At 37.5% G+C, this 16532-nt stretch carries 20 protein-coding genes; all 20 read right to left on the bottom strand.

Annotated elements, in window-relative coordinates; all coding sequences use genetic code 11:
* Positions 1-15 precede the first annotated feature (15 nt).
* The 20 genes from LVD16_RS22180 to LVD16_RS22275 all read right to left on the bottom strand — a co-directional run bounded on the left by LVD16_RS22180 (position 16) and on the right by LVD16_RS22275 (position 16190).
* On the bottom strand, positions 16-687 hold the full coding sequence (locus LVD16_RS22180) for a hypothetical protein (protein ID WP_233770484.1): 672 nt from the start codon (positions 685-687) through the stop codon (positions 16-18).
* Positions 688-847: 160 nt separating this feature from the next.
* Positions 848-1408 carry a tetratricopeptide repeat protein gene (locus LVD16_RS22185; RefSeq protein WP_233770485.1) on the bottom strand — a complete coding sequence of 187 codons (561 nt, stop codon included), beginning with the start codon at positions 1406-1408 and terminating at the stop codon, positions 848-850.
* Positions 1409-1492: 84 nt separating this feature from the next.
* Entirely contained in the window at positions 1493-2065 is a 573-nt protein-coding gene (locus tag LVD16_RS22190; protein ID WP_233770486.1) for a DUF4738 domain-containing protein, read from the bottom strand.
* A 200-nt stretch (positions 2066-2265) separates the two neighbouring features.
* Positions 2266-3123 carry a DUF6624 domain-containing protein gene (locus LVD16_RS22195; protein WP_233770487.1) on the bottom strand — a complete coding sequence of 286 codons (858 nt, stop codon included), beginning with the start codon at positions 3121-3123 and terminating at the stop codon, positions 2266-2268.
* A 114-nt stretch (positions 3124-3237) separates the two neighbouring features.
* Entirely contained in the window at positions 3238-3594 is a 357-nt protein-coding gene (locus tag LVD16_RS22200; RefSeq protein ID WP_233770488.1) for a hypothetical protein, read from the bottom strand.
* A 159-nt stretch (positions 3595-3753) separates the two neighbouring features.
* On the bottom strand, positions 3754-4170 hold the full coding sequence (locus LVD16_RS22205; RefSeq protein ID WP_233770489.1) for a hypothetical protein: 417 nt from the start codon (positions 4168-4170) through the stop codon (positions 3754-3756).
* A gap of 207 nt (positions 4171-4377) precedes the next feature.
* Positions 4378-5070, bottom strand: coding sequence for a hypothetical protein (locus LVD16_RS22210; RefSeq protein ID WP_233770490.1), 693 nt, complete (start codon positions 5068-5070; stop codon positions 4378-4380).
* A 217-nt stretch (positions 5071-5287) separates the two neighbouring features.
* Positions 5288-5908, bottom strand: coding sequence for a hypothetical protein (locus LVD16_RS22215; protein ID WP_233770491.1), 621 nt, complete (start codon positions 5906-5908; stop codon positions 5288-5290).
* Between the two features lie 227 nt (positions 5909-6135).
* Positions 6136-6582, bottom strand: coding sequence for an Imm44 family immunity protein (locus LVD16_RS22220; RefSeq protein WP_233770492.1), 447 nt, complete (start codon positions 6580-6582; stop codon positions 6136-6138).
* A gap of 151 nt (positions 6583-6733) precedes the next feature.
* Positions 6734-7381: a hypothetical protein gene (locus LVD16_RS22225; RefSeq protein ID WP_233770493.1), complete on the bottom strand. Its 648-nt coding sequence runs from the start codon at positions 7379-7381 to the stop codon at positions 6734-6736.
* A gap of 89 nt (positions 7382-7470) precedes the next feature.
* Positions 7471-8106: an SMI1/KNR4 family protein gene (locus LVD16_RS22230; protein WP_233770494.1), complete on the bottom strand. Its 636-nt coding sequence runs from the start codon at positions 8104-8106 to the stop codon at positions 7471-7473.
* A gap of 241 nt (positions 8107-8347) precedes the next feature.
* Entirely contained in the window at positions 8348-8962 is a 615-nt protein-coding gene (locus tag LVD16_RS22235; RefSeq protein ID WP_233770495.1) for a hypothetical protein, read from the bottom strand.
* 86 nt (positions 8963-9048) lie between these two features.
* A complete protein-coding gene (locus LVD16_RS22240) occupies positions 9049-9900 on the bottom strand; it encodes a hypothetical protein (RefSeq protein ID WP_233770496.1) in 852 nt (283 codons plus the stop codon).
* A gap of 121 nt (positions 9901-10021) precedes the next feature.
* Complete coding sequence (locus LVD16_RS22245) at positions 10022-10765, bottom strand: hypothetical protein (protein WP_233770497.1); 744 nt, start codon at positions 10763-10765, stop codon at positions 10022-10024.
* A 357-nt stretch (positions 10766-11122) separates the two neighbouring features.
* The gene (locus tag LVD16_RS22250) at positions 11123-11566 is read right to left on the bottom strand and encodes a hypothetical protein (RefSeq protein WP_233770498.1); all 444 of its coding nucleotides are present in this window, start codon (positions 11564-11566) and stop codon (positions 11123-11125) included.
* A 251-nt stretch (positions 11567-11817) separates the two neighbouring features.
* The gene (locus LVD16_RS22255) at positions 11818-12258 is read right to left on the bottom strand and encodes a hypothetical protein (protein WP_233770499.1); all 441 of its coding nucleotides are present in this window, start codon (positions 12256-12258) and stop codon (positions 11818-11820) included.
* 383 nt (positions 12259-12641) lie between these two features.
* Positions 12642-13337: a hypothetical protein gene (locus LVD16_RS22260; protein WP_233770500.1), complete on the bottom strand. Its 696-nt coding sequence runs from the start codon at positions 13335-13337 to the stop codon at positions 12642-12644.
* Positions 13338-13470: 133 nt separating this feature from the next.
* On the bottom strand, positions 13471-14190 hold the full coding sequence (locus LVD16_RS22265) for a hypothetical protein (protein ID WP_233770501.1): 720 nt from the start codon (positions 14188-14190) through the stop codon (positions 13471-13473).
* 263 nt (positions 14191-14453) lie between these two features.
* Positions 14454-15119: a hypothetical protein gene (locus LVD16_RS22270; protein WP_233770502.1), complete on the bottom strand. Its 666-nt coding sequence runs from the start codon at positions 15117-15119 to the stop codon at positions 14454-14456.
* Positions 15120-15464: 345 nt separating this feature from the next.
* Positions 15465-16190, bottom strand: a complete 726-nt coding sequence (locus tag LVD16_RS22275; RefSeq protein ID WP_233770503.1) for a tetratricopeptide repeat protein — start codon at positions 16188-16190, stop codon at positions 15465-15467.
* Between the last annotated feature and the right edge of the window lie 342 nt (positions 16191-16532).

Genomic DNA, 16532 nt, shown 5'->3' on the forward strand with positions numbered 1-16532 from the left:
CGCCCTCATCGTTTGTTAGCCACATTTTCTTACGATGTGTTTGATTTTAGGAATAACCATTGCCAAGCCCATTATTAATAATACTACGAATCCGAACCAGTTGATTTCATTCCAGTTTCTAACCTTCAGTGCAAAACCACAAGTTCCTAGAATTAGAACTCCAAACCCAAAGACCAACCATTTCCCGAATTCAGTTTCAAAAAATCCTACAGTTCTGGAAATATGAACAGAATCATCAACTTGTGAGATTGCACCTGTTAATTCCTGCATGTTGTGGTAAAAGTCCATAAACCCCTCTTCCATAAACCGAAAGAAGAACTTCATTTTCTTGCCACTTTTTAGCTTTAATACGAATTGATCGAGGTGAGAGCTACCATCATAAGAATGTTCACTAATCTCTGACCATTGCAGAGAAATATTTTGCTTATTGTGGAAAATGAATTGCTTTATCCAAATGAATTGAAGCCCTTCTTTGTTCATCTCGATTATCATTTTTCCCACATATAGTTTTTTTGTTAGTTGTTCGAAAATCAGGTAGCCAGGAGCTGCTGCCAGTAGAAAAATCAGTTTGCTATTTTCTTGAGGTGGTGCAATAAAAAAAGCTGTTGTTAAGGAAACTGCAATTGACAGGAAATACCTCAGTACATACAAGCCTTTCGAGGCTACTTCAACTTCAATTCTGTTCATTTTCCCGGTTCTGGAGTTGTGGCTAACGGTCTTGAGATGATATCGTTGCGGAGAATGTCCGGAGGACTTTTCCGCCAAACCTAAAGATAGTAAAGTTGCCCAAATAAACTGTGAGCAATACCGCAACAATGAACTATAGCCATTGTTGTACAACGTTTTTTTACTTTAAATAGGTTTCTATTTTTTTAATTTCCTTTACAATCCGATGATTTTTCGGTAAACACTCAATCAATTCAGATGGAACTACTCGGTCAATTTCTGATAGTTTTTTATACCATTCCAAAACTTCCTCAAAGTGTTGCTCTCCAATCTGCTTATTCCCAAGTTTATATTGGCAATATCCAATTTGTTCAATCAGCTTTGTGTATCTCCAAACTTGAAATTCCTTTAACTTTTCGCGGTCAACTTTTTTATAATTTTCCAAAGCCAATTCCAATTGATTCAAGTCGTGATAACAATGAGCTAAATATAATTGAGCTAAAAAATTATCTTTATCTAATTCAATTGCTTTTTTAAAATTTCCAATTGAGGTTTCAATATTTTCTTTCCAGTCATCAGATTGATAATCTACAAGTCCGAGCAAATGATAACAAGTAGAATCCATTTCAGAATATTCAGCTAGCATTGTTTTGATTTCAGAGCGTAAAATATCCTTTTCTGTTTTGTTTTCAAGCAAACTGAATTCATCGTATTTCTCAAATATTTTCGCTCTTAAACTCATTGTTTTTAAATGTTGTGCTACGGTTGGGCTATGCGCAGGGTTCCGAAGGGCATTGCGAATAGGTTTTTGTTGTGTGATGCCTTTTTATATTTCTTCATCAATATGTTCCCGTAATTCAAAAGTCATTGATTTCAAATTGAGAAAATGATAAAACGCTACAGACCAATCGGTCTCTGGCTTACTTATCACTCCGAACAATTCAATAGTGTCATTCTCTATTTTGTTAAACCAATAACCGTGAAAATTAGCAATTTTTGAAAAGTCTTCTCCTGTCAGTTCTGTAAAATCATTTTTCTTAAAAACAGTATCAATAACAACTTCATTATATCTCTTTATAATTAAGTGCTTTTCACTGTCTCTATATTTGTCAACATGTATAACTCCTTCAATTTCAAATTCGTTAGTCACATAAGAGTCGAGAGTTGCACTTTGAATGGAAATTTCAAGATTCAGCGCTGACAGAATTGTGTCAAATTTTATAGTTTTGTTTTCTACAGGGAAGAATCGTTCAATAATGCTTTTGTCTTTTAAATTTTGACTTTTAGAAATAGTTAGGGTGTCGATTCGCTCATTTGAAGTTTCAACACTTGCAGTTTGCTTTTCAATTTTCTCCTTTTCTTTTTTCTGCTCACTACAGCTAAAAAAAATGATTGACATTATTAATATCAGAAATTGTCTTTTCATTGTCTTTTCATTGTCTCTTTTGGTTGCACAAAACGGCTTGACTATTGATTTCGGAGTGGAATCATCCGCAGGACTATTCCGCAGAGAAAACAGCCTTGGTTATTTACTTTTAGTTTTTAATAGGTCATTAAGCCACGCTGAATTATAGCCGGTGTTATAGGCAGTTTTTATTTTTAATAGTCAACGTAATTCTCATTTGCATATACTTTTAAACTATCCAGACCTATAGACCTTCTTCTCTCATCAACTTCAGATTCTTTCTCTATGGCATAGAATTTTTTAATACCGTTTTCTTCAATAATTGCCTGTCCAAATTTTTGTTTTTGATTAGTATTTCTACAAATACGGTCATTCAATTCAGCATATAGAACAGGTTCTGGTTCAGTGGTATTAAGCGTATTCTCTAATAACTTTAAACATTTTTTCTGAAAGTTTAAGTCATGAGAGTGTTGAGCTATAGACCAAGCCATCCAAGTGCCATCTTTTCCTATCATACTGCGGTTTGGCCATCCATAGTATTCAATTATTTCATTCAAACGCACCGTATTTTGGTCAACGACTATTTTTTGTTTATCCCATTGTCCGACCAAATCTTGGTCTTTTTTCCACATCTGTTTCAGTTCATTCCTTAATTCAGGATGTGATAAGGTCTCTGAATATTTTTGTTCAGATTTTTTCATTTGAGTTTTTAACTCATTCCATCTTTCATCCTCATGAAGCACTTTCAATCGACTGTTCCGTTCCCACCGTGCTAAATCATACATTCCAGCATCAATACATTTTTCCAGCAATTTAAATGAGGTGTCTAGTTCATTGGCATTTGCGTACATTATGGCCGCATAATAATAATGTTCAAAGTTGTCGGTTCCTTTTAAGTGGGCTCCCTTGGCGATTAATTCCCCCGCTTTTTCAAAATTTCCGTTAGCTCTTTCTTTTTTTCCTTGGTAAATAAGTTCGTCCCATGTTTGTCCAAAAGAGTTAAAACTAAATAGAATAATGCTTAATAATAATAATAATAATAGGTTTTTCATGTAAGTGTCCTTTATTATTGGACGAATAAAGTCCTAAATTGTTACTTATCCTAAATTGCCTATAACGACTCTGGCTAAGAAACGTGCGGCTTTCAAACCGTGAATGTTTAGAGTTCACCGAACATGTTTGCTTAGCCTTTGTTGGCAGCAGTTTTTTTCAAGTATTAATAGGCCTGCTGTAATGATCGGAAGAATTATGAATTCAACGAAAATGCCAATGGCAATGAACCCAGTTACAAACGTGTAACACTTTGGTTGGTCAGGATTATTGTCGAAATGTGAAAGAACGGTTATTGATGTTATCATTGCAATTATTGGGGTTATTAACCCTATTGCAATTGATATTCCTCCAACTCCAAGTATCGAAAGACCCCTTCTTCGTTTTAATCTTTTAATTCCAAAAGTCATCAGGCCAATAATCGGAATGATTGTGATCGTCAAGGGTAATATGAATCCAAGTAGAAATTCCATTTTCAAATTGCTTCCAACGGTCTCGTATAACCGTCAGTTAAGGGATTAAAGTTAATGTTTTTTGGTTTAGCAATGACGTTAGCAATTCCGAGTGGATTCGGACGTAGTCGAATCTGCCGTGATTACGGTAATACATTATTGTGAGTAGTTTTTTATTTCTCACATTCCAACAGTTTCGTAGATATAATTAATTCCAGTTTTAGGATTTCTCAAATATCTTGAGCGTTCAAATTGGTCCGATTGGTCTTTTGAATAAATCAGAAAATCTCGGTCTGATTTAAACCATTCAGGTAATTCAGTCCAACCTTTCCAGTCGTTTCCGATTGTGTCAATTTCAAGTCTATTGTATTCAACAAATTCCGCAAACCATTTTTCGTCCGATTTAAATTTGAGGAATAACTCATATTCGAGTGAAAAATGAGGTGATTGATAATATTCTCCTTTAATCAATTCAATTTCATTTGGGACTTCACTTCCAGACCAATATTTATATGCTTTTTCCGCATTCTTTGTTTCAATTGGCAAACAACTAACCAAAAGAAAAGCAATTCCGATTAATGTGATTTTCTTTATCAATTCGATTTTCAGATTACTCACAACGTGAATGCATATTGCGTTGCGGGGTTAGAGCGCTTGGTAAACGGCCATTGGCCATGACAAGCACAACCTGCAACGTAACGGTCCACGTCCATGAACTAAATTAAGAAACAAAAACTATAACACAGCACTACCCCCCGCAATGAAATATGCACAGTGTTGTGCGGCGTTTGCATGTCCCGCTCTTTATTGGTCACACCTCATAAAAGTGTCTAATACTTTCTTCGATTGCTCGTATTCCGGGTCAATTGGTAGTCCGGTCAGAAGTCGGTGACAGTCCTCCTTTTTTGTAGCATACTTTTCCAATTCACTGAATCCTTTGTCAATAAACTCCCTCCATTTTTCGTAAGCGCCTTCCTTTTTCTCAACAAATACTTCATAGGTGTAGTCATTGAACATTTTTCCGAATTCAGTACAGTAGTAGTCCTTAATACTTGAATACAAAATCCACATTGTCCCGTATGCTTTTGTTGAGTCCTGTATATGCTCAACATCTCTTCTCATCATTCTCGCGTGTACTTCACCCATGTCAAAATAGAGTCGCTGTTTATCGAGTTCTTTTTCGTCCTTGGTCATTGTCACCGAGGCGGTCTTAATGAAAAATGGAGCAACATAAACTTTCTCCAGAAGTCGTCCTCTGTCCCTTTTCTTTTTTGGAACGTCAAGAATTGATTTTAGTCCGACTTGTGCCGAAGCTTGAAGTCCCGCTTCTTTATTCAATCTCTTTTGTTGGTCTGTCGGTTTACCCTTGAAGTCGGCATAAACAATTTTTGTCTCCTTAGTCCATCCCTTTAGATTTGGATCTTCGGTCTTGAATGTTTGTCCCGAAGCCGTTACAGAAATCACTGTCAACAGTGTCAGTAATAGATTCTTTGTCATAGGTTTTTTCTATAAAGATTCATTGTCTCTCGTTTTTCCATAAAACGAAGGAGAATCTTTTTTAGCAAATGCCTTACAACGCTCTTACTAAACAGACGTGGCGGTCCGCCTGAAAGGCGTGATCGTCCGTCCGAGAGTAAAGGTAGCAAAACTTGCCAAACCTTAAACCGAAAAAGGGGAGCTTGCAAAGCAATGACGTTTAGTTGATGTTAGCACACTATTTTTCGATGCCCCAAATATGTTTAAGAGATTTTAATGTCTTGTAATAGGCTATAGGGGCAAGGAAAATCTGAAATCCAAGAGTTACAGGGAAGACGTATAGAATCATTTCCATCTGTAAATTCCAGAATCCAAAAGCCGTCAATAAAAAAATGAAAGCTGCAACGCCTAGACTAATCATTAAAAAGCCCTTTACATATAAAAACGAAAAGGTAATATATGAATTGTCGCTATTGATTTTACAAATTACTATGGGAGCTAATAGACTTTTATAAGTCTCAATTCTTGCTTGAAAAAATTGTTTGTTTAGTCTCCTTACTTGTAGTTCTTTGCCGTCAGCAAGAGGTCGTTTAACGGTAGTGTTAAAAGGAAGACTTCTAAGGTTGCTAATTAGCGTTTTGGGGTTGAACTTAGCTTTTTCTTCTTGTACAAATTCTAAACGATTCCGTTCTATTTTCTGGAAAGAGTCAATGGTGTCCTGGCGGATGGCCCTGTCTTTCAACAATTCAGAGGCAGCTTGTTTTGCTTCATCAACATAGATTCCATTCGAATCTTCTGCAATTCGTGCAAGTTCCTTGCTTGATTTTGAACGATATTTTTCTAGAAATATGTTAGTCATTAATCAGTAGTGTGTGCTGACGATCAGATATGGCGAGTGGCCATACCCTTTCAAATATCTACCAAGGTAGTGAAACTGCCCACCCCCCACAACAGTATCCATAATGCACTGCGTTCAGAAAGTCAAAAGCCTGAAAGAAAAAAATAGCTAGAAGCACAAAAGCTGGCAAAATGGGTAGGGTCACGGTCAAATAGCGCTGAAGTATCAGATAGGCAGTTTGGCCGTCGCTATATCGCCTGTTTCCAGCTTTTTAGTTTATCCTTTACGTCATTGCTGAGAGTTGATACATTAAGATCCAACTTGCTTTTCTTGACTCGTTCACCGAGCAAGTTGAGTTTGTCTAACACAGATTGATTCAGGAATTGCCGTTGCTGTTGTTCGTCAAAGTTGAAAAAGTTGTCATCATCCAGAATTAATGGTATTCCTATGGACTTTTCTTTTCTTCTATAATTTTCCAGGGGCTTCAGAAAATCACGTAGATAAGAGATTGGGTTCGAATATATTTGAAATAGTATAAGCTTAAAGTCAGTTCCGTAATCGGAATATTTGAGATTTTTCAATTTATTGTCGATTCCGTCATTGCCCCATAAAATGGATTTAACCAGTTCTTTGTTCGGGTCGTTCATGCCAAAGCTGGCAAAGAATCCAAATATGCTGTCACTTTCTTTCTCCATGAAGGTATTGCTGGTAACGCCTAGCTATGATGAGTGGGGATTAGAAAGCACTAACCTCTCTGCTCGCACATAGCCAAGCCATGATTTAAATTTAAAACTTGTGGCGGACTTTTCAATCCCCACGAAAATATCCTGACCACCGAAATCTCATTCATTCATAGGTTTTGTTAGCATCTTTTTTCATTATTTGTCCGCTATCCTCTATCATAAAGTATTCGGTTTTTTCATCGCTGTAAGTTCGCTTTATTGTCATATCTGGCATTAACCAACCTGAGAAGTAAATGTCATCATCGTCATCCCACCGAGCTAATGTCAGATTAGAAATCAATTTCCCATCAAATGTGAAAGTTCGTAAGTCAAACTGGTAGTCTCTGCCATTTGAGTCGTTCCTTCGTTTATTAATTATTAAAAGGACATAATTTTCAGTCACAAGCCGTTCATATGGGAAATACTGTACTCTTCTAGTTACTGGTTCGATAAATGAAGAATCAATGTAAGTTTCAAAAACCGTATCAAATTCCTGATTCGTAAGGAAGTATTTCAAGTTATTATCGTCAAACGGAAATATGTTGGCAGATTCAGTCAGGTAAAGGATAGAGTTATGGTCGTTAAAATCTCCCAAGCTGAATCCATTAGGCAGTTGAGTTATTTCATAAAAATACGACTGTTCGGGAGCATCCTGATAGTTGATGTTTGAGAAATTTTCAATCTGTTCGCTTTGGACTGCTAATTTTTCAGCTTGTTTGTTCGTGCAAGAAACGACAAAGCCTAAAACGATTATGAGAGTACATTTATTCATTAGCTATTCCCAATTGATGCTAACGTTCTGTGTATAGTGCGTATCCAGAAGGATATGCACTATACACCTTGTTACATGGCGTTTCTTTTTTATAAATCGTTTTTGTTTATGATTCCACCCCAATCATCTGAGTAAACATATTTACCTTTTTCCAAATCATATACATAATTGGATATCCATTCTTTAAATGAATTAGCAATTAATTCTCTTTCTGCCGAATCATGCCACATTCGGATTATTTGGCCACTTGTTCCACTCTTGTCAGGGTCTATATCAATGCAATAATGATTTCCACTTCCATCATATGAAATTGGAATCCATTTTGAGTTCCACCAATCTGATTTTATTCCTTTATCAGGCTCGGATTGACTATCCTTGAAATCACCTTTGTCCAATAATTCTTTCCATACAGACCACTCTTCAATTATACGTTCCGTTGATAAGAGTTCTTCAGTATCAATTAAACCTTCACTATCACGATTTTGTCCGTTATGAATCTTTAAAAATTCGATATACTCTTTCGGGAGCTTTATGCCAATCGTTTTTTCAAGTTTGGCTATATCATTTTCTGACGCAGAAGCATTCAGTTCAGATGTTAAGTGAGATGCGTTTTTAGCTAACCAATTTTCAACACGATTCCAGATTGACGGGATGTCATCAGTTTGTTTTTTGAGGAATGAAAACATTATGAGTGATAATATTAGTATTGCAAATGTCTTTTTCAATTACAGTTTTTCTTTTATATGTCATGTAACGCCCGGCCAACAGATGTGTGCCTGAACCGAGCCTAAAAGTACTAAAATAGCGAACCTACCCAACCCGCACAACACAATTTAGAAGAACTGCGCTGCACACATCGTCCGCAAGACCTGCCGGAAGAATCAAAAAGCGATGACTTTGCAGAGAGGGTAGGTGAGCGGAGCGAGTTATAATAAAACTCACAGAAAGCTGTGGGGCACATGGCTGCTAGCCATTGTAAGCAGCATCCATTACTCGCTGCATTATCACGAAGATTTTTTTTAATCCTTCAGCTTTTAGAACATCACATTCTTCAATGTTGTGGTTGATGATAAATTTATTCGTTTGTTCCCCATTTGTATATTCCACAAGATATACATCAGCGCAGCCCAAAACTCCCTCACAGTATTGCTCGCTATCTTGAGTTTTCAATAAGTCGAATTTGGAAACAATCGATTTTAAATTATCAATAAGTAAATTGTCCTTTATTACTTTTGTATAGTTAAGATCCTTCAGTTCACCTATATCCTTAAAATCCTCCAATACATATGAGTGAAAGTTCAATTCTGAATCCTGCTTGTTATATTCTAAAAGCTGTTCAAATGCAGCTCCCCCGCCTGGAAATCTCCAAACCCGTAGTGTTTCGGAATTTAATTGAGATATTCGTTTTAGCTTGAGAGTCTCTAGAGGATAGCTTATCTGTTTTGATAAGTATTCTTTAAAATTCCAATCGCTGATCTCATCACTTTTGTTCGGTTCAGACCTTACTTCAGTGTTCGGTTTGTCATCATTTGGACTGTCACTGCATCCCAATATAACGAGCGAAAATATTATAGTGATCAATTTGTACATCTTGCTGCCAACGCCTGCATATAAAGCGTGCCGGTAGACCAAATTAATAATTATTCATCGAATTCTGCCTACATGATTTATATGCTTTGTTGTAGGATATTCTCTTGCCAGCATTTATCACTTAGTTCGGAGAAGTATTTGACCCCATCCTCATCCTCGGTGTTATCAGCATGAACATCCTCAAGTATTAGTCGGGCATCTTCCCTTATGTCAATATTATTTGATTCTGTTAGTTCGACTATTATAGGTTCAATCTTCTCTACAAAGTATCCTCGATCCAGCCCAGTTATACAATGATCCCCAAAACGTAGGTATTGTAAAGCATCCATCACCCTTCTGGTATCGTGGCTCCCTATTGCTCCCTGAATTCCTTCTAATCTTGTCCATGAGAGTCTATTCTCTTTCCACCATTGTAACGCCTTTGCCGTTGTTTCCTTTATCTTACGTTTTGCGTCTGGACTTACTTTAAGGTCGTACGTTCCAGTCTCTAAGTACTTTGTATATAGAGCGGTGTCCTTTTCTATTTCGAACAAGATTTCTTCAGTTATTTTGTATTCCCTAAAGCCGAAGTTTTGGAAAGTAATATCCTCAATTGCCCACCCTGCCCTGATTTGTAACCAATCTAAGTCATAGTCGATGACCCACCCATGCCCATAAAATTCAGTGGCACCAGGATATATCAGGTCTGCTGTATTACTAAGCTTGACAAACGTGTTATCGTTGGTCAACATGTCAAACAAATACGGGAGCGATCGATGCTCCAATGATTCAAGTGTATCCTTAGCCGTATAGACCATTGGCCAGTCGGGCTGCGAGAACTGGTTTATCAAGCGTTTTATTCTCTGATCGGTGAGTTCAGCAACTGACGATTGCTTGTCGCTACAGGCAAGAACTGCCGCTATAACTATGATAGGAAATTGAATCTTCATTTGTAATGGCCTACAATGTTTGCATATGGCTTGTGGCGGTTTCGCAGCACTTTCCTTTCCGCTGAAACCAAAGCTGACTACGAAGCAAAAGCCTTGCTGGCAGCCTTTCACCCGCCATAAGCTATATGCCGTGTTGTAGCATGTTTTTTATTTTCTCAATTGTATTAATGATTTCAGCACCTTCTGTTATTGACGATATTCCATCTTCTGTTTTTCTCCAACTCTCAAAGGATTGTAATACGTCAGTGGTTATTTCGGTTTTGCCCAAATGATTGGATAGAATCAAAATATCAGGAATCCAAAGTAGTCCGAAATAATTTAATTCTTTGAACGTATTGAATCTATATTCTAAAGACTTTTCGAAATCTGAGTTAGCATCTAAGTAAGTTTTAGTTGCTTTTTTAATGTTTTGAATTATTGAATCTACAATTTGCTGATTATCATCAAGGTGTAACGAATACCAATAATTCATTAAATGATTTTCCCATTCATCGATATATTCAGCACTCTCCGCAATAAATGTAGACTCCTGTTTCCCATTGTGATAAGAGAAGGTCGATATGTATTGATAGGAATCTCTGATTGTTGGAAATAAGTTATTATCAACTCTCAAGTGGATTGCAAATTCAACTACTTCATCTCTGTAGTTCTTCATATTGGTTCTGAACCAAATTATTTGTTTGAAATCGCCTAAGTTTCTTTCTAGCTGCATTCTAGATTTAACAAACCTGAATCCGTAATCTCCTAATTCAGGAACAATATGAGCTGTTATGATTTTAACTATCCTGTCCTTTGGTTTCAAATCTTTATAAAGTTGATTCCTATTGGACATTTTTCTTCTCATATAGTCTAAACCAATATTCATTCTTTGCTGCTGGTTTGTTTTAATATGCTACAACATCCGTATTAGGGAAACAAAACATTCCCTTATTTTTATTATGGTGATCAATCTAAAGGATTTCTGATTGATTTCATAGAGGTGGTAGCCATATGTGTATATATCTCTGTTGTCTGCACAATCGCTCGGCTCGAGCCAAGTGATCAATATAATTAAGGCCTCTGGCGGATAAAGCACGAAATGTCCTAAGTCTAAATACTGAACAGGTAGAGAAAAGCCTTACTTAATCTGGTTCTAGCATAGCTATTCTAGTGCATCTGCATCTAACTGGCAGAGGCCTCAAAAATTGTCGTCACGCGGCAGAGCCGAGTGACTGTGGGGCAGCTATTTTCTCTTCAAATTAGTTTTATCAAATGTCTTCAATTCCAGTTTCTCTGATACTGGATTATTTCTGAAGCATTCGGCATCATAGAAGATGTGCTTCTTAGGTTTATAGTCAAGGAAAAGGAAAAAACGTTCTTTAATATCTGCATCAAGAAACTTAGGTTCGACAAGATAGGCCGTTGGCCCTAGAGATGTTGTATCTCCAACCAAATAGTAATATGTATAAGTGGCGCCTTTCTTCTTATCAATCGTTAACAGAACAAGTTGCTTGTCTTTATAAAGCTCAACTGATTTCATTAATTCGGGGTTACGTTTAGTTGAATAGTATAGGTCTACTTGCACTTCGCATTCACGAAGTTCATTTTCTCCATCAAACCGTTCCTTATCTTGTCCGAAAGCTGGTATTGTAAGGACAATTAAAATTATCAGTGCTAGTTGTTTCATTAATTCAAAAGATATTACACATAATACCAAGCTAGCAGGAGTGCGCCCGAACTTAGCACGTTCCGATAAAACTAATGAATATGCCGGTGCTCACAAAGTATCAGAATGCACTGCGCTCAGAAAGATGAAAACTCCTGCGAGATGCGCAAAGTAGAAAGCACCGCCATTCCCCAGCGGTTGATTCATGGTGAGGTTCGCACTGAAGCCAGAAAAGTGGCAGTTTGGCGCATTCGTGCTAGCACTTGTTATCCTCATTTCATTTTGTTCATGCGCAAAAATTCGTTTCTGCATTCGATGAACTTTCTTCGTTGTTCCACGGGAATCAGTTCCTGAAAGTATTCGGGTTCGTATGATGAAATTATTCGATGTTGACCGTTGCTAATAACTTCAAATGAGTCGGTTGTTCCATCTGTTTTTGTCCAGAGTGTTCCAGATCCATCTTCTCTTACTTCTTCATGAAGGTTCAGAGAGTCAAGTTCAAAATTCCAAAAGTCGCGAGAATCGAAGAATGTTAGGAGTTCCTGAAACTTACCTTCGCCAAATGAAAGTTTCCTTGACTTGGTTCGGATGATGTTTTTGTTGCCATCGTGTTTTTGAGTCAATTTAATCCGTTCCCATTGTCCATTGGTTCGTCCGTAAATGATGTAAACCTTTTGTTCGCTCCAATAGGAATTCCTAGAAAACGAAAGCACTTGATCGTATTCATCCGAGAATTCTGTCCAAATGATTGAGTTTCGTGATTCTTCCGTTGACAAGTTCGTTCGTACTTCCGTAAGTTCCTGTCCCAAGAGAATAGTTGGCAGAATAGTCAGAGTTAAAAGGAGTACTTTCATAGAGGGAGATTGAGGATAACGCCCATGTATGAGGCGTGTGTTCTCACTTTGTGGACGGCACCAATATAGTGAAGTCAGCCGGTGCTTCCAAAGTTTATAGAAAGCAGTGCGTTCTGAAGTGAAAAAATCCCGCGAACTGAAGATTCCAAACATCACAGAACTTTCTCGGTGGCAGACTAACGGTCAAGTCCTGATGTAGTCTATAGAAAGCACGCATGCACATGCCTTATACATATTGTTACCTACAGTTTTGTCATTGTGTATTCGAAACCTTCGTTTCCGAATCGCCCCTCAAAATCCAGTTCGTATGCAATTAGCTGTTCCGCTGGTATTGGTTTAAGGATTTTAAAGTTGCAATACTGGAAAAATTCAAACTTCTCCTTTTCAGATAGAGAAGGAAGGACACTACGTAAAAAGTCCAGTGCTTCTTTAGCTGTTTTACCATCTTCTTTGTCAAGGTCATTCTCATCAAGTTCCAATATTTTGAGGATGATTGGTTTGGGACTGCTGAGTTTAAGATTTTCGAAATCGTCAATTGAATAGCCAATGTTCGAATAATCTATTTGGTTGTTAGTCAGCATGTCCATGAGCTTAATTGATGTTGTTAGAATCTCACTTCCGTATTTGTTTGTGGAAGCATAACAAACAGCTCTTTCTAAGCTAAGTGCGACGTAGATTCCATCATGTCTGAAGTTGAAAAGTTCATCTCTCCCGTTTATTTGAACCTTCAATTTGGCTTGCATTGCCATCGCCTTAGTCGTATCGTAAATGATTCTGAATTCTTGTTGTTCTATTAAATGTCTTTCGGCTATTTCAAATAGCCTTTTTAGGGTTTCCAAGTAACCGTGATCATATGTGGGGTTTATTCCGCCCAATCCATTCTCTAGAATTGAGTTCAAGAAAATACTAGACGTGCCATGGAAGAACTGGAACTTCATCTCTTGGGAGTATTGTAGGTAACGGTCTTGTATAACCGTCAGTTACGGATTTAAAGTTAATAATTTTCGGTTAAGCACTGACGTTAGCAATTCCGAGTGGATTCGGACGCAGTCGAATCCGCCGTAATTGCGGTTATACATTGTTAGGCACAGTACTTTTTTCTTTAAATATCCCATAATCTGAAAATTGGTCAGACTTCGTTTCGGTTTTTGGTTTTAAAAAATAGGTTCTATTTGATTTTATACTGTCTTTTCCGTCATTTGACAAAATCAAATGTTCAATAACGATTTGTATAATTTCCTTATTTTCTTTCTGTCTGATTATTATGTTTCCTTTTCTAATTCTCAAACTGTCAATATGAGATTTATCTTTGCTGATATTGTCATTTAAATCATAAAAAAAAAGACTATCTCGAGTTTCCTCAAATTTTGTAAAATCGTATCTCCAAAGTCCTTGGCTTTTTCTTCGTAAACTATTGCTTTTATATTTTTTGATTTCAATATTTATTCCTTCAGATTTTGTTTTTTCCGTTGTCGTTGGAAAAAAGTCAGAAGTTTCTTTTGAACTTCCAGTTCCAATAGTTTTTATCAAATTTTTACTCGGAATTCCGTTGAGTTGTGTAATCGGAAGTTTTGATATTCTTTGAATAGTAAAAGTTTCGGTTGTGTCTAAAATCGCATAGCCTGCAACGTGAGAATCTCGTCCTCCCCAAGCATCGTATTTATAGATAGCTTTTGAAGTTCCTTCAATTTTCTGTTCGTAAAGAGTTATGTCCCATTCTCCCATTCCTGGTAAGCATCCATAAAACGATGTCAAAAGCCCTAAACAAATTATTTTGATAATATTTTTCAAATGATGATTGCGTTTTATCGTATTGTGCCCAACGCTAAGCTAGCAGGAGTGCGCCCCGAGCTCGGCAAGTTCCGATAAAACTAATGAATCTGCCAGTGCTCACAAAGTATCAGAATGCACTGCTCTCAGAAAGATGAAAACTCCTGCGAGATGCGCAAAGTAGAAAGCACCGCCATTCCCCAGCGGCTGATTCATGGTGAGGTTCGCACTGAAGCCAGAAAAGTGGCAGTTTGGCGCATTCGTGCTAGCACTTGTCAGAGCTATTACCTCTTGATTTTGACGTATTTTTTGCCCGTTCCGTATGTAAGTTCCAGTAAAGTAGTTCTGTAACCTAGTTCAAGAGCGAGATCTCCCAGAGAGTTGAAATCGCCAGGCTCTTTACCTAAAAATTCTTTTCCTTGCTGGATGTATTCAGGACAGCACTCCTCAAATCGCTCGTCTTCCAGTAATCCTTTAAAGAAGTTGGCTTGAGTTAGAAGTGATAATTCTTTGATTTTCGGATAGTTCGTCAGAAAGTAGTTGGCCAGCTCGGACTGTGAATTGAAACCGAGAAACTTGAAAGTTCTCCTAGTATACAAGTGGTTGCCATAATGATCTGGCAGAATTGATCCGTTGAAAAGAGACGGTTCAGTCCAGTAAGTTAGTTCGAGAGGTCCTGCTGGGTTGTCGTCAATTGTGTATTGAAAGAAGTCAATCTCGTAGCTAACTTTGATACTCGTGGGTTGTTCGGAAAACTTGATCCCGTACCCGTCAAGTCCGTCAAAAAAGAGTTGTTGAATGATGACAGTATCTCCGTTAATTTCATGGTCGAAGTTGTCAGGTTCAGCGTTGATAAATGTTAATGTTCGCCCATTTTCCAATGGAATAGAATACTGAGCATAGGCTCCAAAGCAAATGAAACTTAAGAGTGTGCAGATAATGGTTCTCATTGCGCAGTATTACCTCTCACATCCGTATAAGGTAAGCAAAACATTCCCTTATTTTTATTATGGGGATCAATCTAAAGGATTTCTGATTAATTTCATAGAGGTGTTAGCTATATGTGTATATATCTCTGTGGTCTGCACAATCGCTCGGCTCCAGCCGAGTGATCAATATAATTAGGGCCTCTGGCGGATAAAGCCCGAAATGTCCTAAGTCTAAATACTGAACAGGTAGAGAAAAGCCTCACTTAATCTGGTTCTAGCATAGCTATTCTAGTGCATCTGCATCTAACTGGCAGAGGCCTCAGAAATTGTCGTCACGCGGCAGAGCCGAGTGACTGTGGGTTGCCGTTATTTACAGTTCAGTTCTAGTTTCTTCAAAGCCAGTTCGTAGTTTAAAGAAATGGAGTTCCAGTCTTCACACGCTCCTTCGATGTTGCCAGATTCGAATCTGCAAATTCCACGATAGTAAATGTCTTCATCATATGACTGGTTTTTGATCTGGTTAGGCGTAAATGATATGCTGTCATAATCTTCAAGGGCGTTGTTGTATAGTCCTTTTTTGGTGTAGATATAAGCTCTTAGTAGTTTCGCATGAGTGTATCTGTCCCAAAGTTCAATTGCCTTGTTTAAGTCTGACAAACTCCCTTCAATGTCGTTTAACCTGTATCTCAGAGAACCCCGGAAATAAAGAAAGTTAGTTTTTTCTGGACTTTGTTCAACTGCCTTGTCAAAATCGAGTAAAGCTCCTTCGTAATCCTCCAATCTTTCTTTTGAAATTGCACGATCCCAATATGCATATCCACCATTAAAAGTTGAATCAATCTCAATTGATCTTGTTAGGTCATTAATAGATTGTTGGTAATTCTGATTTCGTGCGTAAAGATTTCCTCTTCTCCAAAATAGTTCAGCAGATTTCTTATTCTTGCGAATTGCCTTGTTATAGACGTTCATAGCCGTAGAATAATCGTTTTTGGTTTCAAAACTGTAACCATAATCAGCTTGCTTGTCCGCCCACTTTACCGAACAAGAAGAAAGAATAACAAGTAAAAAGGGAAACCAAAATTGTGAGTTCATGTATGGCATCTAACATCCGTATAAAGGAAACAAAACATTCCCTTATTTTTATTATGGTGATCAATTTAAAGGATTTCTGATTAATTTCATAGATGTGGTAGCTATATGTGTATATATCATTGAGGTCTGCAGAATCGCTCGGCTCCAGCCGAGTGATCAATATAATTAAGGCCTCTGGCGGATAAAGCACGAAATGTCCTAAGTCTAAATACTAAACAGGTATACTAAACAGGTATAGGAAAGCCTTACTTAACCTGGTTCTACCATAGTTATTCTAGTGCATCTGTACCTAACTGGCAGAGGCCTCAGAAATAGTCGTCACGCGGCAGAGCCGAGCGACTG

This window comes from Fulvivirga ligni, from assembly GCF_021389935.1.
In the GTDB taxonomy this organism is placed as follows: domain Bacteria; phylum Bacteroidota; class Bacteroidia; order Cytophagales; family Cyclobacteriaceae; genus Fulvivirga; species Fulvivirga ligni.